At 36.9% G+C, this 15,284-nt stretch carries 16 protein-coding genes and 2 pseudogenes; 7 read left to right on the top strand and 11 right to left on the bottom strand.

Going from position 1 to position 15,284, the window contains the following annotated elements; all coding sequences use genetic code 11:
* Nucleotides 1–2: 2 nt before the first annotated feature.
* Nucleotides 3–536 (bottom strand): peptide-methionine (S)-S-oxide reductase MsrA, encoded by a 534-nt coding sequence (gene msrA, locus SCALIN_RS02890; RefSeq protein WP_096892758.1) that lies wholly within the window; start codon nucleotides 534–536, stop codon nucleotides 3–5.
* 513 nt (nucleotides 537–1,049) lie between these two features.
* On the opposite strand from msrA, the gene SCALIN_RS02885 reads away from it, so the two are divergent.
* Nucleotides 1,050–2,075: a lysylphosphatidylglycerol synthase transmembrane domain-containing protein gene (locus tag SCALIN_RS02885; RefSeq protein ID WP_096892757.1), complete on the top strand. Its 1,026-nt coding sequence runs from the start codon at nucleotides 1,050–1,052 to the stop codon at nucleotides 2,073–2,075.
* Nucleotides 2,076–2,656: 581 nt separating this feature from the next.
* Here SCALIN_RS02885 and SCALIN_RS02880 read toward each other — a convergent pair.
* The 5 genes from SCALIN_RS02880 to SCALIN_RS02860 all read right to left on the bottom strand — a co-directional run bounded on the left by SCALIN_RS02880 (nucleotide 2,657) and on the right by SCALIN_RS02860 (nucleotide 8,210).
* Complete coding sequence (locus SCALIN_RS02880) at nucleotides 2,657–4,753, bottom strand: MopE-related protein (RefSeq protein WP_096892756.1); 2,097 nt, start codon at nucleotides 4,751–4,753, stop codon at nucleotides 2,657–2,659.
* Nucleotides 4,737–5,651 (bottom strand): KorB domain-containing protein, encoded by a 915-nt coding sequence (locus SCALIN_RS02875; RefSeq protein WP_096892755.1) that lies wholly within the window; start codon nucleotides 5,649–5,651, stop codon nucleotides 4,737–4,739. Before SCALIN_RS02875 ends, SCALIN_RS02880 begins: the two co-directional genes overlap by 17 nt.
* Nucleotides 5,648–6,043, bottom strand: a complete 396-nt coding sequence (locus SCALIN_RS02870; RefSeq protein ID WP_096892754.1) for a hypothetical protein — start codon at nucleotides 6,041–6,043, stop codon at nucleotides 5,648–5,650. The genes SCALIN_RS02875 and SCALIN_RS02870 overlap by 4 nt, the downstream gene beginning before the upstream one ends.
* Nucleotides 6,044–6,840: 797 nt before the next feature.
* Complete coding sequence (locus SCALIN_RS02865; protein WP_096892753.1) at nucleotides 6,841–7,890, bottom strand: tyrosine-type recombinase/integrase; 1,050 nt, start codon at nucleotides 7,888–7,890, stop codon at nucleotides 6,841–6,843.
* Nucleotides 7,891–7,943: 53 nt separating this feature from the next.
* Nucleotides 7,944–8,210 (bottom strand): helix-turn-helix transcriptional regulator, encoded by a 267-nt coding sequence (locus tag SCALIN_RS02860; RefSeq protein ID WP_096892752.1) that lies wholly within the window; start codon nucleotides 8,208–8,210, stop codon nucleotides 7,944–7,946.
* A gap of 358 nt (nucleotides 8,211–8,568) precedes the next feature.
* On the opposite strand from SCALIN_RS02860, the gene SCALIN_RS02855 reads away from it, so the two are divergent.
* The 4 genes from SCALIN_RS02855 to SCALIN_RS02840 all read left to right on the top strand — a co-directional run bounded on the left by SCALIN_RS02855 (nucleotide 8,569) and on the right by SCALIN_RS02840 (nucleotide 11,406).
* Nucleotides 8,569–8,850 (top strand): hypothetical protein, encoded by a 282-nt coding sequence (locus SCALIN_RS02855; protein ID WP_133111629.1) that lies wholly within the window; start codon nucleotides 8,569–8,571, stop codon nucleotides 8,848–8,850.
* Nucleotides 8,851–9,316: 466 nt separating this feature from the next.
* The gene (locus SCALIN_RS02850; protein WP_096892750.1) at nucleotides 9,317–9,997 is read left to right on the top strand and encodes a DUF3313 domain-containing protein; all 681 of its coding nucleotides are present in this window, start codon (nucleotides 9,317–9,319) and stop codon (nucleotides 9,995–9,997) included.
* Nucleotides 9,998–10,089: 92 nt separating this feature from the next.
* The gene (locus SCALIN_RS02845; RefSeq protein ID WP_096892749.1) at nucleotides 10,090–10,326 is read left to right on the top strand and encodes a hypothetical protein; all 237 of its coding nucleotides are present in this window, start codon (nucleotides 10,090–10,092) and stop codon (nucleotides 10,324–10,326) included.
* Nucleotides 10,327–10,452: 126 nt separating this feature from the next.
* Nucleotides 10,453–11,406 carry an LssY C-terminal domain-containing protein gene (locus SCALIN_RS02840; RefSeq protein ID WP_162532118.1) on the top strand — a complete coding sequence of 318 codons (954 nt, stop codon included), beginning with the start codon at nucleotides 10,453–10,455 and terminating at the stop codon, nucleotides 11,404–11,406.
* Nucleotides 11,407–11,916: 510 nt separating this feature from the next.
* Here the strand turns inward: SCALIN_RS02840 and SCALIN_RS02835 are convergent.
* Nucleotides 11,917–12,903, bottom strand: a complete 987-nt coding sequence (locus SCALIN_RS02835; RefSeq protein WP_096892747.1) for a protein rep — start codon at nucleotides 12,901–12,903, stop codon at nucleotides 11,917–11,919.
* Nucleotides 12,904–13,329: 426 nt separating this feature from the next.
* Here SCALIN_RS02835 and SCALIN_RS02830 point away from each other — a divergent pair, with 426 nt between their 5' ends.
* A complete protein-coding gene (locus tag SCALIN_RS02830) occupies nucleotides 13,330–13,806 on the top strand; it encodes a type II toxin-antitoxin system VapC family toxin (protein WP_096892746.1) in 477 nt (158 codons plus the stop codon).
* Nucleotides 13,803–14,000, top strand: coding sequence for a hypothetical protein (locus SCALIN_RS02825; protein ID WP_203415320.1), 198 nt, complete (start codon nucleotides 13,803–13,805; stop codon nucleotides 13,998–14,000). Before SCALIN_RS02830 ends, SCALIN_RS02825 begins: the two co-directional genes overlap by 4 nt.
* A gap of 579 nt (nucleotides 14,001–14,579) precedes the next feature.
* On the opposite strand, the pseudogene SCALIN_RS23755 reads toward SCALIN_RS02825, so the two are convergent.
* The 4 genes and pseudogenes from SCALIN_RS23755 to SCALIN_RS23740 form a co-directional block, all read right to left on the bottom strand.
* Nucleotides 14,580–14,714, bottom strand: a pseudogene (locus tag SCALIN_RS23755) (tyrosine-type recombinase/integrase); the annotation flags it as partial.
* Nucleotides 14,696–14,839 (bottom strand): type II toxin-antitoxin system RelE/ParE family toxin, encoded by a 144-nt coding sequence (locus SCALIN_RS23750; RefSeq protein ID WP_096892742.1) that lies wholly within the window; start codon nucleotides 14,837–14,839, stop codon nucleotides 14,696–14,698. The pseudogene SCALIN_RS23755 and the gene SCALIN_RS23750, both read right to left, overlap by 19 nt.
* On the bottom strand, nucleotides 14,839–15,036 hold the full coding sequence (locus SCALIN_RS23745) for a YqaE/Pmp3 family membrane protein (protein ID WP_096893041.1): 198 nt from the start codon (nucleotides 15,034–15,036) through the stop codon (nucleotides 14,839–14,841). The genes SCALIN_RS23750 and SCALIN_RS23745 overlap by 1 nt, the downstream gene beginning before the upstream one ends.
* A pseudogene (locus SCALIN_RS23740) lies at nucleotides 15,022–15,168 on the bottom strand (YqaE/Pmp3 family membrane protein); the annotation flags it as partial. The gene SCALIN_RS23745 and the pseudogene SCALIN_RS23740, both read right to left, overlap by 15 nt.
* Nucleotides 15,169–15,284: the final 116 nt, after the last annotated feature.

Here is a 15,284-nt window from a genome sequence, read left to right as displayed (position 1 = left end):
ATTCAGTTACCCCACGTCTTAGTCAGATATCTCTCTCTACCTGATCCGGACATATATCTCTTGTATCTATCTGAACTCTTTTTGTAATATTTTTGATGGTATTCTTCTGCTTTGTAAAAGAATGATGCAGGAATAATTTCTGTCACGATCGGTTTTGAATGTATACCTGCGTTACCCAACTCTTTTTTCGACGATTCAGCTGACTCCTTCTGTTCCTCATTATGGTAAAAAACAGCTGTTCTGTACTGTGATCCCGAATCTGCAAATTGTCTGTTTGTAGTTGTAGGATCAATATTTCTCCAGAAGACATCAAGTAATTGAGAAAAAGTGATCTGTGCAGGGTCATATTTTATCTCAATAGCTTCTGCATGGCCGGTTTCACCAGAGCATACTTCTTCATAAGTAGGATCTTCAGTGTGACCACCTGTATAACCAACGGCAGTAGATACTACGCCATCCAGTTCATCAAAAGGGCGTTGCATACACCAGAAACAACCACCTGCAAACAGAGCAATTTCAATATTATTAATATCCATAATACTTAAAACAGATAATATTTAATAGTTACTTCTTACATAAATTGAAAATATTTGTCTCCTGTACATAATAAACAATCTAAAAAAATACCATATCCTGATTGCTATTGCAAATAAAAGTACTCACCATAGGTGAAGAAAAGTCAATACAATAAATTATAGTGTCTGAAAAATCCATACAGTAACTTAAGCTCCTTGATTACAGTTACTTGACAGAAAAAAATAAAAAGGTATATAACTGCAATTTGTTTTATTTTCAAAACACAACATGATTCATTATATTCTTGAAAAATAGTGTATCATTTTCTTTAATATCAATTGCTCTTAAAAAGAGGCTTTTGGAAATCAAGTAATCTCAATACATATTTTCATAAAAATTACATACTCCAATTCTAAAAGAAGAATTTAAGATAACCGTTAATAATCTTTGATAGTTTATATTCTTTGCGGTAAATAATCTCTTATCAGACTTGTCTTGATCAGGAACGGAGAGTATATACGCTTTTCAAATAGATGGATAGAAAGAAGATAATATTAGGAATTAAAATCTTTGTTGCTATTTCGCTGGCCAGTCAACTTGGAATTTTTTTCTACACTTCGTATCAAAACGGTGGTATATCCTTTGATTTCCTCTTTAAGAATATAAATTATTGTATGCTGAGCATTGCCTTCTTTCTATCTTGGTTTGAGGGTCTTATTACAGGTGTACGTATTTATTTCCTCATGCGTGTAATCAACCCCCGTATTACAATGTTCACCTCAATTAAAGCAGCATATGCTAACATATTTATGGGAGCAATAACACCATCACAAACCGGTGGCGGTGTTGCTCAGATCTATTTTATCTCCAGAGATAAAATCCCCTATTCTCAGGCATCAGCAGGTTCTATTTTGTCCTTTGTCTGTACTCTCTTTTTCCTGATTACCGCTCTTATTTCAACCGCTATGTTTAATTCTCCAACAATGGGATACTCTTTGCAATTGATGATTAAGAGTGCCTCGGTTGCAGTAGGGACAATGACATTGATCTTTATTCTCTGCATGTTCTTTACACACTTAATAAATAATTTAAAGTTTTCCTTGTTTACACACTTTAAAAACAAAGGAATAATTAAGGATAAAAATGCAAAGATAGAGAATTTCCTGAAGAAGTTTGCGGAAGGGCTGGTCAATTGCAGAGAATCAATCCTCTTAATGGCCGAACAAGGCAAAATGGCTTTAATGGTTGGCTATTTATTCACCTGTTTTTTCTTTGCTGTTCGTCTGGTTATACCATATTTCATTATCGTTGGGCTGGGAGGTAGTGTAAATGTATATGATGTAATGTATATTCAGCTGTTTATTATTCTGCTGAGCTATTTCAGCCCTACTCCCGGAGCTTCCGGCATAGCAGAAATAAGCTCTCTTGTATTAATGGCGTCCTGCGTGGCAACTCCAATAGCTGCTATTTATACTTTTTTATGGAGACTATGTACACTTTATGTCAATACTACTATTGGTGGGTTATTGCTCTATCAAGAGCTGAAGAATTCGGAGTAGGTATTTTACAATTGTAACTGGGTGTAGGGGGGGGGTAATCGGTGCGTAATAAATGTACTGTAAAATTTGAAAAGTTAAATGTACATAACGTTTGTATGATGGAATCATTGTATTAATACTTGACATGGTGTGTCATAAGTGATACGTCATTATTTCCGATAAACTCATATGCCAACAGCGATCTAACTTTAAGAAGTGAAGAGACTACAGTTAAAATAATTACTAAAGAAATTTCATGTTGGCCGTTTTTTCACAAGTAAGGAAATTAAAAATGCCTACAAAAAACCCAAGGATAAATGTTTTTTAGAAAGGCCCCTATATGATACTATTAAGCGCCTGGCCAAAAAAGATGATGTCTCTCTCTTTAAAAGCGCGCGATCTTGTAAAAGATGCGTAAGAGATTCAGGAAGATATAACCTTATCTACCTTTGCAGATGAAAGAGAACGTTCATTCCGCAAGAAAAAGGCATTAAATCATAGTGAGGTCTGGTAGGATTGTCTTTTGAACTCAGATTACGTTCTATACCCTCAATGAAGACCTTAGACTAAACGGCTAAACATATCGTAAAACAGAATCTGTCCTATCCATCAATTATTCCGTTACAATCATTGTCAACTCCATCTCTGCCCCATTTACCGCCCGCGTCGGTATGACCAGGATAAACATGCCGATCATTATCATTGCAATCGCCATCCTCTACACACCAACCGTCTCCATCTACATCGGTACATCCACCACATCCGTCATCAATAACACCATCACAGTTATTGTCTATACTATCACAAAGCTCTACAGCTCCTGGATATGTATTTGGGTTATTGTCGTCACAATCACCATCCTCTATACACCAACCGTCTCCATCTGCATCGGTACATCCACTACCACCACCATTATATTTTACTATTATGACCGTGTACATACTTTTGCGCCCTTGGCCTTTATTGCCGCCTAGAGTAATTGTTCCTCCAAAATAATCCTTAGTAAATACGCTTAAGGTAGTATCCGTTGTAACAATGTCATCACCAGTATCGATAAATGATGTTAACCAGGAGGGTTTCGTAGTAATCCGATCGTCATGAGCAACGTATACGGTGACAACCTGATTCACATTGAAGCTAAGAAATGTAGCCTTGTTTTCTCCTTTGTCATTGTTGGCAGTCTTGATGTAAGTGGCATTTTCCAGAAAAGTCGGTACGCTAACGTATGTAGTATCTTGATCAATATATACCATAGCTCCTTTTAACATCCCATTCTCAATAGCTTCATAATCTTGACCACTTTCTACAGTAAGATTACTGATTATCAATAGGTCCACAAAGTTATAGCTCACCATGGTGTTAAAAGCAATTATATTTGGAGTGCTTACAATATCTTTGATATTATTTACTGTCAAGACATAGTTGATACCTTCAACATGTTCGCTTGTAGAAAGGATAACTGTCTTTTGATCAGAATCAAGCGAAGCTGAAAAAACTGAAATTGCATTGTCAATGCTGTAATTTGACACGTTAGTTGCACTTGCTTCATCTACTGGTTCACTGAAGTTCAGGATAACCTGTGTTGAAGAACTAACAGCATTGACAGCGGTTATTGTTGGTGCTGTGAGATCTTGATTTAATACTGTAACAGTAATATTCTGTGAATCTGTTAATGTTCCATCACTTGCCGTTACCGTTACGGTATGAATACCTGGGTCATTAAAATTTGTTGTATAGCTGTTTGTGGTCATCCAACCAGTGTACGTAAATGTCAGTGAATCTCCATCTGGGTCAGTGGCTGTCGGGCTAAGGGTTACCGTAGCGCCTTCAATTACCGTAATGTCTGAAATCGGGTCCAGTACCGGTGAACGATTAACGTTACATACTGTAAACGTTATACTCTCCGAATCAACATCTTTACCATCACTTACTTGAAAATTTATATTTGTGAATGTTCCCGCCTGATTGTAGGTTGGTGTCCAGTCTAAAGTGTTTGTGTTTTCATTAAAGCTTGCTCCAGATGGGAGATTATTTGCTGTATAACTCAGATCGTCACCATCAGGATCGGTAGCTGAAATAGCAAAACTTAATGCCTGAGCTTCATTAACAGATTTATTACCAACAGGTGATAATACAGGAGGATTGTTAGGCAAAGAAAAAGTGGTAGCAGAAGTGGCGGATGATTGTTCAGACTCATTTCCTGCTGCATTGTAGGCAGAAACTGTATAAGAATATGTTGTTGATGGACTTAACCCTGTATCATTGTATGTGGTGCTGGAAACATCAGCAACTTGAATTCCATATCTATAGATTCTGTAACCTGTTACTCCAATATTATCCGATGAAGCATTCCAGGAAAGATTAATTTGAGATGTAGAAATAATTGTTGTCTGCAGGCTGGTTGGGGTTGAAGGTGCTGTAATGTCAAGTATAGGAATAGTATAAACTACCTCTTCAGAGTAGCCACTTTCATTATTAGCTGTGTCATACGCGGTTACCGCAAAATAATACGTCTGGCCTTCTACAAGGTTTTGCATTGTGTAGCTTGTCTGATTACCAACATCATTAACGCTATCATAATTTCGACTTGAAATTCCACTGTATATTATATCCACTTTGAGAACTCTGGCGATCTCTTTTTTAGACATGCCCTCATCATACAGTGTATGTATAGCTTGCCTTTTATCTTCGTTTATCATGAAAATCCTGTAAATATTTACCGAAATCTTGAAGTCTGCATAATATCCCTTCAACCAATAAATCGGCTGTTTCAAAAAAAGATTTCGTGCATAGACGTTTATCGGCAAGCGCGTTTCTTACATATCCCATATACTTTTGTACTAACTCTAAATCTTTGATTACTCGTTGCTCATGTGATCCAAGGGCATGAGCAACGGACAGAATATCTTTACTTCTCAATTGTTTTATGGTAAATCCCAACTCTCCTTGTATGATTTGCTCCTTCAGATAATCTCCACCATGAAAATACCCATAAGCCAGCGTCTCAATATCACGTGTACTTAAACTCTTACCCGAAACGGCCTGGACAAAGGTCTCTATTTCTTTTTTTGGTACTTTCTTTACGCGCGTAAACTTTCTTAAGTTGTACATGTACGCACGAACAGGAAATTGTCCTGAAAAAACAGCTTTGCGTACGATAGTTGTCATCTCCTGAATCATACCTAAACGAACACTTACCCAGGCAGGAGAACGTTCTAAATGAAGGGCAATCTGTTTTATACGCATACCGTGAGTACCATTGAGTTGGTCCACTAAAGCGGATTGTTCCAGGATGTTGAGACTTCGGGCATTAGACAACCCGGTAAGTTGCAGGATACCATCAACTTCATCACTCCCTAACGACAGAGTCGGTACGGTATGAATCTTTAGACTAATCGCACAGCGAAGCCTTTTGAACCCGTCCAATAAAATAATGTTCTCTTTTGAGTCTATGACACATAGCAAAGCATCACGAATCCCACACTCAAGCACAGAATTCAAAATAATTCGCTCGTCAATCTTATTTTCTAATCGGAACTCTTCGTATCTTCTGTCTATTTGAGTAATCTCAACCTCTTTTAAAGCTTTTTTATTCATGGTCCCGGTAGTTTACACCACTCCTGCCAAAATTCGAGGCCCTGCTGTCTCCAATTCTGAAAAAAAGTTTGATAAATTTGTTGTATTCGGTAAGAATCAACTCTTCTCCCCTCGGTTAAACTCATTATAAAAGCCATGTGTCCCATAAAATCTTTATCTTTGTTTGCCTCAACATCAGAATTGGATTGTTCTGGATGTTCTGGTGGTGTGTCTTTAAGTTCATACCTTCGCCGGTTATGCGTCTTTTTTACTTTTTTCCCATCTTCGGTTTGGTAATACTCGGCACATCGTTTACGGGCACCTGCTTTTTTATGATGAGCCCTGCAGCCCAGTGGACAACGGATGTCAGTCCTTCCTCGATTTCCGGGATGAGTTAGAAAAAAATTCTGCATTCTACACAGCGGATGAGGACTCGGTGTGTTGGATTGGTCGATCGTAAAATATCGCGGAGGGTCCGGTAATACTTTGAGATGGCTGGTCGTACCGCTTCTTTGCGATACCAGTTATGTTCGTAGGCGTAGAAACTCTTTAGATGGATTAAGGAGTAAAAGATAGTTTCGGTTATAAGCTTAAATTCGATTTGCATAAACACATCCTAACAAAGAATGATTTATTAGTAAATTATTGACTTGCACAACTTATGGTCGCTTTAAACTGAAATCATTCTGATATGCTCTCTATAATTTATTATTGCGACTCTTGCGGGGTGAGGGGGGGGATTTATCTCAGCACATAGGGGGGATTTTATCTCAGCGCTATCGGGCAATTTAGTGCGAAACAAGAAAAAAACTGCTTAGTACCTATACAAAAGATGAAGATAAGTCCTTCGAAATCTATTTAATATGATTATCAAATCTTCAATTTACAAATTGGCATAATTATTTGGGATTGGCATATTACACTCTTTATCTTCATCCCCATCTTTGTCTCAGCTTTATAACCCAATTACGCTTGATATGAGAATGTTTTATATGTAGTTGAAATGTAGAAAACGCAGGGAAAGTATTAAGATTTTCAATATTCACACTATAAATGAGTTGACTGTCAAGTAGGCAAATCAAAACAATTAGAACTAAACTGAAGAACAATCATTCTTTTTTCTCTTGCTCGACAAGCAAGGGGTCACTGGTTCGAGTCCAGTATCGCCCATATTGTCAAACAAAGACTTACGACAAAACAAGAACTACTTTCAACCACCTTTTTGAGCCATTGTAGTAAAATTGTAGTCAAACTTTTCCAAAATCTGAACACCAATCATTAAACTTTCCGGGCAATGGTGCGAATAGCGTTGCGTATTCTTCAGGTCTTTATGATTTAAGAGCTTTGCTATTTTGTAAATATCTACACCATTCTGGGCTAATCTTGTGGCAAAAGTATGGCGAAGACAATGAAATGTAAAATCCTTAATCTCCGCCTTCTCTAATGCCTGGGCAAATGCCCTTATCAGGTTACGCTTACCAATCTTTGTACCTGACTTACTGATAAACACAAGATCATTCTTAAGGCTTCTCACCTTACCTTCATGCTTTTGCATAATGACATTCAGAGCTATGCTATTCAAAGGAAGAGTGTTGGGCTTATTATTCTTAGTCTTTTGTATAAGAACAGTCTTACGGAGCAGATTTACACGGCTCCACTCAAGGGACAACAATTCATCCTGTCGTAAACCTGTGTTCAATGCAAAAACTATTATCTCACGTAACCAGTCAGGACTATTGCCAAGAAGCCTCTTCTCTTCATCTTCTGTCAGCCACCTGTCAACTTCATTGTTTTCTCGCTCCTTCTGTACTCTGGAAACAGGATTGTCCTTAAGCCACTCCCACTCTTTGACTGCCAGATTGAAAGCCTTTGATAACATATAAAGCTCACGATTTACTGTTGATGGGCTTGCTCCAGTATCTCTGCGATACAATTTATATTTTGCGACAATCTTGGGCGTTATAGACATCAACCCTGGATTGCCAAAAAACCTGCTAAGATTTTTTAAATAATATTTGTACGCTTCTTGAGTATTTGAAGAAACTGTAGGGGCATACTCCTTCATAAACCTATCCATCATATCTTTGAAGGTTTTACGATGTCCTGTCAATTTCTCATAATACTTTCCCTCAACAATCTCAGTCCTTATCTTCGCCTCAATAGCTTGTGCAAGCTTTTTGTCAGAGGTTTCAAGACTTCTTTGAACCTTCCTGCCGTTATGACTAATACACGTCCACCAGATATCGCTTCGTTTAAACATTTACATCTCCTTTCCCGAAGCCTGATTGTATCTGTATGTCGCTATCGGCAGTATTATATACCATCACCTTGTAGGTCTCCAATGATTTTATTAACAGTTTTCTCATGTTTAAGATACGGTTGTTTCAAGTTGGCCATTGCCTTATCTACGTCATGAATGTCAAATAGAATACGTCTTCCATATTTTATACAGAGGAATCTCCCCTGATTAGACCAATCGTATATAGTCTTTACTGGCAAAGAGGTGTACTTTGATACTTTTTTTATATCCACATATCTTTCTCTTTTTACCTCATATTTAGCATTTGATTCATTTTTCATTTTGATCCATTTAAATCTTACATTGATTATATTTTGTATTAAATTTCTCTGACCAAAATTTTAATATTGTAGAGTTTACCAGAATTAAATGAAAGGTATGTTTCCGCCGGAAAGAAATTACAAATTGAGCGATTTTAATATTAAGCATTCTATTCCATTAATAATGTAAATGACATTAGAGATCAGACAATAATTCTTTTGAATTATCAGGCGTGAGTATGATATAAAGCCGTTGTACACTTGCATATAAAACTTATTATCGTCTGATAAGGGGCAACTTATGTTATTTCCTTTAGATGTACAGGTTTTTAATCTAGGCAGATATAAAACTAATGAGGAATGAAGGTAATATGGAGCTTTGTCTATAAATCAACCAACCGAAAAGAATGGCTACATGATTGTTTCATGCGACCTTTTTCAGGGTATTAAAGCACTCTCCGGTTTACCGAATATTCATCCAAGAAACTGTGTATTAATTGCTGCGCATTCTTTAGAGTGTACACTTAAAGCTTTTCTGCAGCACAAAGGAAAGAAGGAGGAGCTTAATAATCCCAAGAATCGACATAATTTGAGAAAACTATGGAATATGGCACACAATGACGGCCTGAATATTCCAGATGAACCTCCAGATTGTAGATGATACTGGATGAAGGACATAATAAGCCGTACAGTTTTTGTTATCAGAAGGGGGTAGGAAAAACGTAGTTCACTGCTTGCAAACACCTCCATTGATTCCCATGACTGCTGAATTAAAGAATCTGATTGATACGGTCGGATGCACTGTTAAGGCTTAAGCTTTACGTTAAATATTTTTCCCTATAATTTTCAACCTTACAAACTATTCTGAAACACTATTGGCCATTCTGTTTCAAATTACCCGATGTTACAGAATAAGATATTTTGTATCAAATCTGACAATCATATCTGTGATTTCTTCCAGGACTGCCATGTATTTTATTATGGCGCATCATTTCTAGTTTTATATATAATACCCTGATTATTAAGGTTTGATAGAAGCGTGTTAACCGATTAGTTAAAGTTTAAGAGTTTCTTATGTAATCTAATTTTTTATTTAAAATCTTTTATTAAGATTAAGGAGAAAGAGGATGAAGCTAAATTTTACAACAGTGTACCTTGCATTAATAATTACAATGATGGCCTTGTTCGTGGGATGTGCTCAAACTCACCATAATCGCAAAGCAGCAGATCAATCTGGATTTCTTGGAGATTATTCTATGCTTCAAGAGGGCGGCGAAGGCGAAGGGCAACTCGTATATATAAATCCTGATGCCGACTTTACGGCATATGACAAGGTTATTGTTGATCCAGTCCTAACCATGTGTAGTAAGGATTCTAAAGCTCCACGAGAAGAGCTATATAATCTCGCTAACCATTTGCATTACAAGGTCGTTGCTAAGCTCGACGAAGATTACGAGATCGTTGAAACACCGGGTCCTGGAGTAATGCGGATTAGTGCTGCACTCACTGAGGCTAAAAAATCTAAAGCCGGGCTGAATACTATTACCACCATAGTGCCTCAGGCTCGCCTCATGTCGGGCCTCAAGAAATTAGCCACAGGTACCAATTCTTTTGTGGGTGGGGCTAGTGTCGAGTGTAAAATCACTGATTCCAATACCGGTGAAAGGCTTGCAGCGGGGGTAGACCGTCGGGCAGGTGGAAAAACCCTCAAAGGCTCCACGAAGGCTTGGGATGATGTGGAGCAGGCTTTTCAGTACTGGGCAGATAAACTGGCCCAGAGACTTCGAGATATGAGGGCAGGTAATTAATAATATCAAAAATTTCTGCTGAGATATTATTCATAAATAAACTATTGTACGCTTACAAATTAATTTTCGATTTTCAATAAATTAAAATTAATATGAGAACAGGTATTAAGGTATTCATCGTTCATATTTTCTTATTAGCTTTGTTGTTACCATGGCTTCCGGCTTGCAAAACATACAATCCAATTCCAATTGAGGATGTACCTTTCCTTAAGCGATCACAGACTCAGACAGTTGGAGGGGTAACCGTAACAGCGGCTGTGCTTTCACATAAGGAAAGTGAACAGATATTCGGCAGACCACTAGCTGAGAAGGGAATCCAACCCGTATAGTTAGAGATTGTAAACAAAGATCCTCTTCCGTATGCTCTTGTATCCAGGTACCTCGATCCAACTTACTTTTCTGCTTCTGAGACAGCTCGTATGATCTCAGTATCGAAAAAAAACATAGATAAACAAATGGCTAAAGACTACAGAAACTTAGCTATTGATATCCGAGTACCTCCTGGTCAAACAAGGTCTGGTTTTATATTTACCCGGTTGGATTTTGGTACAAAGGTAGTATCAGTTGTCTTGTTTGGGCCAAAAAAGGTAAGATCACTTGTTTTTTATATTACAGTGCCTGGTCTTAAACTCGATTATCAAGATGCTAACTTTGATGAACTGTATAAAAAGGAAGAACTGATTGTATTCGATGAAGAAAAGAAATTCCGTGAGATGCTTACCAATTTTCAATGTTGCACAAAAAATGAAAATGAGACAAAAGATGGTGACCCATTGAATATTGTATTGATTGGAAGCCGTAATGAATTATTTGGTGCTCTTGCCAGAGTTGGTTGGGACGAGACAGAAGCAGTTACATTTTCTACTGCACTTAAGACTGCGAAAGCATTCTTTTCAGGTGATATGTATATGAACGCTCCGATTAGTCCACAGTACCTCTTTGGCCGCACTCAAGATGTTGCACTTCAGAAGGGACGTGACTCAATTCACGAACGTAATCACTTGCGTTTATGGCTCTCTCCGTGGATTTACATGGGTAAAAACGTTTGGATAGGTCAAATTAGCCGAGATATTGGTATTCGGTTAACAACAGGTGTTTGGAATCTTACAACCCATGAAATAGACCCTGAGGTGGACGACTCGCGTGACTACCTGATATCAGATATTATGTCTGTACAAGGACTATCTAAGTTAGGATTTGTCAAAGGCGTAGGTGAGTCCACACCTGAAAACCCACGTGAAATACTGCTTGGAGATGAGTACTGGACAGATGGACTTCGCGCCGTAATGCTATTATCAGAAAAACCAGTTGCCATGGATAAAGTCAGTTTTTTCATTTGGGACTTTAAAATGAAAGAAGCTAAAGAAGTAATTGAAAGGATGGGACGGGAAGTTTTATCTAACCCTTAATGAACTAGGTATGTTTTATTTACCTAGCCCTAGCGTGGTTTGAAACACGGTTGTCCTTTCTGTTTCAAATTTTTCTACCCGATGTTACAGAATACTACATTCTGTAACAAAAAACGGCTTCAAGTGGCTTTATAATTTGCTAATCCATGAATATTCGGTACTTTTGTCCATATCTTTTTTTTAGTCAATCACATGCTTTTCTCCATAGTCATAATTTTTTGTTTTAGCCGTATTTATAAAAAGTTTTTTTATAGAGATCATCCTGGAGTAAAAAAACATATTACAAATACTAAGACACACTGCATTCCTGACTTTAATGTAATTCCCTTTTCAATATTGAAATTTCTTACAGTATAAAAAATCACGCCAAAGATAAGGCGTTTTTGTCATGCTTATATATACTTCCAGAAACCTTTAGTTTAAAAGCATTATAAAAAAACGCTTTAAAAGATGGTTTTATGAATCTTCAAAAGGGTTTTTTACTAAAAGATCAGGGAAGCAGAATTTACATTATGATGAATCATTTTTCATGCCTTGGAAAGGTTCAGGTTTGTAGCTGGCTGACCATATCTCTATGAGTCCGATCTTTACCGCTCTGAGTGCATACTGTACCAGTTCACTATCAACACCCGTCTCTTTAAAGCACTTATCAACAACTTCCTTAATGGTTCCCAGTGTTTCATACTGTTCTTCCTCTTTCGGTGTAAGTTCTTCCATCTCTTTAAGGCCATAACAATTGCCAAACCTAGACACCATCCGCTTCCCCTTCATATCAACAATAATTTCCTTAAGCCTGGCTTCATCAATATCAAGACCAAACTTCATTGAATACTTTGAAATTTCTTTTCCGTATCCTTCTGTTACCGGCCTGATATCAGAGATAGTACCAAGACCAACTTTTGACAAAACATGCTCAAGTTCTTTCTTTAATGGGTCTAGGAAATAGCCATTTTCTGTAAGTCGCATATTCTCAACCTTACGATCAACGGCCAGATCAACCAACATATGAGAGTGGACATGCCAGCCAGTTTCTTCTTTGTATGTAATCTCTATATGTTCAACTCCTCCCCGGATATATCTTTTCCACCATGAACGCTCTTTTTTGAGTAAACTTGTTGATTTTTTAAAACACTCAACCGCAGTTTTTAAACTATCCCTGTTTAATGTATTAGCAGTTATTGTCAGTAAATGTGGGTTTTCCATATCTTTACCAAGTTTTTCCACCTTTCGAGAGAGAATAGACGCACGGTATGAGTTACACACTGGACAGACTCTGTCTTTACAACGTAGTTGCGGTTCATACAAAACATTGGATGGGTCTCCCTTTTTAACTTTCACAAAAATAGTATTTCCACAATAACCCATCCTTTTAGCTCTGGAGTCCTGGCCAACATCACGGATATATTCTTCAATACGGAAAAGTGCTCTAAGTCTCCAGCTATTTTTAACGGTCATAACTCTGGATTTTTCCTCTTTTTTCACTGCGCATTTACACATAATTTTTCTCCTGAAAGGGCTATAAAAACGGCTAAAAACTGCCAAATTGTAAGTCATTGAAATTTAACATCTTAAAAAATAATGTTCCGGTTGTTTCTTAGTATCAAGTCATAGGGGTTCACCAATCTGAAACCAAAAAAAAACCAGTGTTTGCGTGCGCTTTGTGGGCGTACTCAACACTGGTTTTTTTAGTTGATATATTATTAATTTTAACTAAGCTATCACTATTGTTCTTTTTCATGGTGAATGGGAATAATAAACCGGAGGACATAAGTTGCCGCTTATGTCTTCCTTTTTTTATCAATAATAAAATTAAAAACTACTTTGAAAAAACTATCTTTCGACTTTCAAGTTACAATAAAACAAAAATATAAAAAAGTAAAACGGTGTTGTACCGTAATTATTTATGTCGTTATCTGAAGGCATATGAAACAAAAAATATATATTGAAACAAGTGTAATAAGCTATTTGGTTGCAAACACATCAAAAGATCTAGTGATTGCAGCTCATCAAGCCTCTACAGTTGACATGTGGAATCAGATTGATGAATTTGATGTTTTTATTTCAGATATGGTCATTCAAGAGTCATCGAGAGGAGATAAAAAGCAATCTTGTGATCGTCTAAATAAATTGACAAACATTCCAGCATTGAAAATTGATGATGAAGCAAAGAAGTTAGCAAGGGCATTGCTTGACGGAAAAGCAATACCTGAAAAATGTCCTGAAGATGCTTTACATATTTCGGTTGCTGCAATTAACGGTATTGATGTTATTGTTACATGGAATTTTAAGCACATCAATAATCCAGTTACAAGAAAAATGATAAGAACTATAATTGAAAGTAAAGGAATTGTATGTCCTGAAATATGTTCACCGGAAGAATTAATAGGAGAAAACTTATGAACGATCCAATTGTAGAAGAAATACGCGGATTTCGTAATGATCATGCAAAAAAGTTTAATTATGATTTAGATGCTATATGTGAAGATTTCAAAACCCACCAAGCAAATTGTGGTCATGAAATTATACGATTGAAACCTAAAAAATTAGAAAAGAAGTTAATTCAGCCGATGCTAAGAAGTAGTGCGGCAGATTAGTATCGTTACCGTAATTCAAAAATATTGATTGATTAAGTACTGTATTCTTCTTTTTCTCTTAATCTTATAAATCTCCGTATTAACAACTTCACCATCACAAGGAAAATATTCTAATTTCCTATCTGGTGTTTTTGCTTTTCCGTGCTTTGAAACATTGTCATTAAATACCTGTCCACATTTTTTGCATAAAAACATAAATCACCATTCTTCGCTGAAATTTAATTAATACAATAATTATCTAAAGTTCTCACCGTCTTTTCCACTATAGTAGAATTGTAGTCAAAACGTAGTAGGCTCCATCGTAATCAGCAAGACACCACAGGACTCAACGGGAAAAGAATAAAGTTGTAAAACATTGTCAGTTAGTGTGATAGCGACATAACTGATACTGAATCAGGCGGTTATGAAATTTGTAAAAATGCCGTGCCCTCATTCGACAAGCAAGGGGTCACTGGTTCGAGTCCAGTATCGCCCATATTGTCAAACAAGGACTTAGGATAAGTGGTAGGTTCTTCAGAGTTGAAAACTGTCAAGTAATTGTCAAGTTGCGTGTTTTTTATATGCGGTTTTGTTAGTACATTATATATTTACTGCTTTCATCTTGTGCCCTGGTGCAAGGTGTGCATATCTCAAAGTCATCTTCAACGACTTATGCCCCAAGAGCTCCTTCACACTGGTTAAATCTACGCCATTCATTACAAGATGGCTTGCATAGATACGTTATAGGCATGCCCATCCTTCCTTTGAACGCATACTCTCCATTGTTTGTTAATGTTGATAGCATATTGACCTTTTCTGTCCCCTCTCAAAGAGTGTAATCTGCTGCCTGGGTTGAGCATTAACGCCTCTTTGTAAGGATGAGTAATATCGCATAAACCATTCCAGGTATAGCGCCGAGAAGGGTTAGTATGATACTGATCCAAAAGTGTTTATTGATTCCAACATGTAGAAAAACGGATAAAGGTGGTAAAATGACAGCAAAGATAATCTTTAAGATTTTTGAATTGGTTAAGGTAAGAACAAGGGCATGGATCATTCCAGGCACAACACCCAGAATAGTTAGAATGATACTAATCCAAAAATGCTTACCAACTCCAACTTGAAGAAAAACAGCGATAGGCGGTAAAAACACAGCCAAAATTATCAATATGGATTTACCAATTATCATATCTATATTAATGTTTCTCTATTATGTACAAATATATAAAAACTCTAAAACCAATCCATTATTATATATCAGCATTTAGATTTCAAGCTAAAATAGTTATGTTTCTTGGTCTTTTA

It is taken from the genome of Candidatus Scalindua japonica, assembly GCF_002443295.1.
GTDB lineage: Bacteria > Planctomycetota > Brocadiia > Brocadiales > Scalinduaceae > Scalindua > Scalindua japonica.
Note: the sequence above shows the minus strand (reverse complement) of the source record. Positions and strands in the feature narration are given on the sequence as shown.

Bases quoted from the DNA above. Each gene is read 5' to 3' on its own strand.
- SCALIN_RS02865 (WP_096892753.1), bottom strand. From the start codon at position 7,890: ATGTTTAAACGAAGCGATATCTGGTGGACGTGTATTAGTCATAACGGC.
- SCALIN_RS02875 (WP_096892755.1), bottom strand. From the start codon at position 5,651: ATGAATAAAAAAGCTTTAAAAGAGGTTGAGATTACTCAAATAGACAGA.
- SCALIN_RS02825 (WP_203415320.1), top strand. From the start codon at position 13,803: ATGAACGATCCAATTGTAGAAGAAATACGCGGATTTCGTAATGATCAT.
- SCALIN_RS02830 (WP_096892746.1), top strand. From the start codon at position 13,330: ATGAAACAAAAAATATATATTGAAACAAGTGTAATAAGCTATTTGGTT.
- SCALIN_RS02885 (WP_096892757.1), top strand. From the start codon at position 1,050: ATGGATAGAAAGAAGATAATATTAGGAATTAAAATCTTTGTTGCTATT.
- SCALIN_RS02835 (WP_096892747.1), bottom strand. From the start codon at position 12,903: ATGTGTAAATGCGCAGTGAAAAAAGAGGAAAAATCCAGAGTTATGACC.
- SCALIN_RS02840 (WP_162532118.1), top strand. From the start codon at position 10,453: ATGGCTAAAGACTACAGAAACTTAGCTATTGATATCCGAGTACCTCCT.
- SCALIN_RS02870 (WP_096892754.1), bottom strand. From the start codon at position 6,043: ATGCAGAATTTTTTTCTAACTCATCCCGGAAATCGAGGAAGGACTGAC.
- SCALIN_RS02860 (WP_096892752.1), bottom strand. From the start codon at position 8,210: ATGAAAAATGAATCAAATGCTAAATATGAGGTAAAAAGAGAAAGATAT.
- SCALIN_RS23745 (WP_096893041.1), bottom strand. From the start codon at position 15,036: ATGATCCATGCCCTTGTTCTTACCTTAACCAATTCAAAAATCTTAAAG.
- msrA (WP_096892758.1), bottom strand. From the start codon at position 536: ATGGATATTAATAATATTGAAATTGCTCTGTTTGCAGGTGGTTGTTTC.
- SCALIN_RS02880 (WP_096892756.1), bottom strand. From the start codon at position 4,753: ATGATAAACGAAGATAAAAGGCAAGCTATACATACACTGTATGATGAG.
- SCALIN_RS02845 (WP_096892749.1), top strand. From the start codon at position 10,090: ATGAGAACAGGTATTAAGGTATTCATCGTTCATATTTTCTTATTAGCT.
- SCALIN_RS23750 (WP_096892742.1), bottom strand. From the start codon at position 14,839: ATGCTCAACCCAGGCAGCAGATTACACTCTTTGAGAGGGGACAGAAAA.
- SCALIN_RS02850 (WP_096892750.1), top strand. From the start codon at position 9,317: ATGAAGCTAAATTTTACAACAGTGTACCTTGCATTAATAATTACAATG.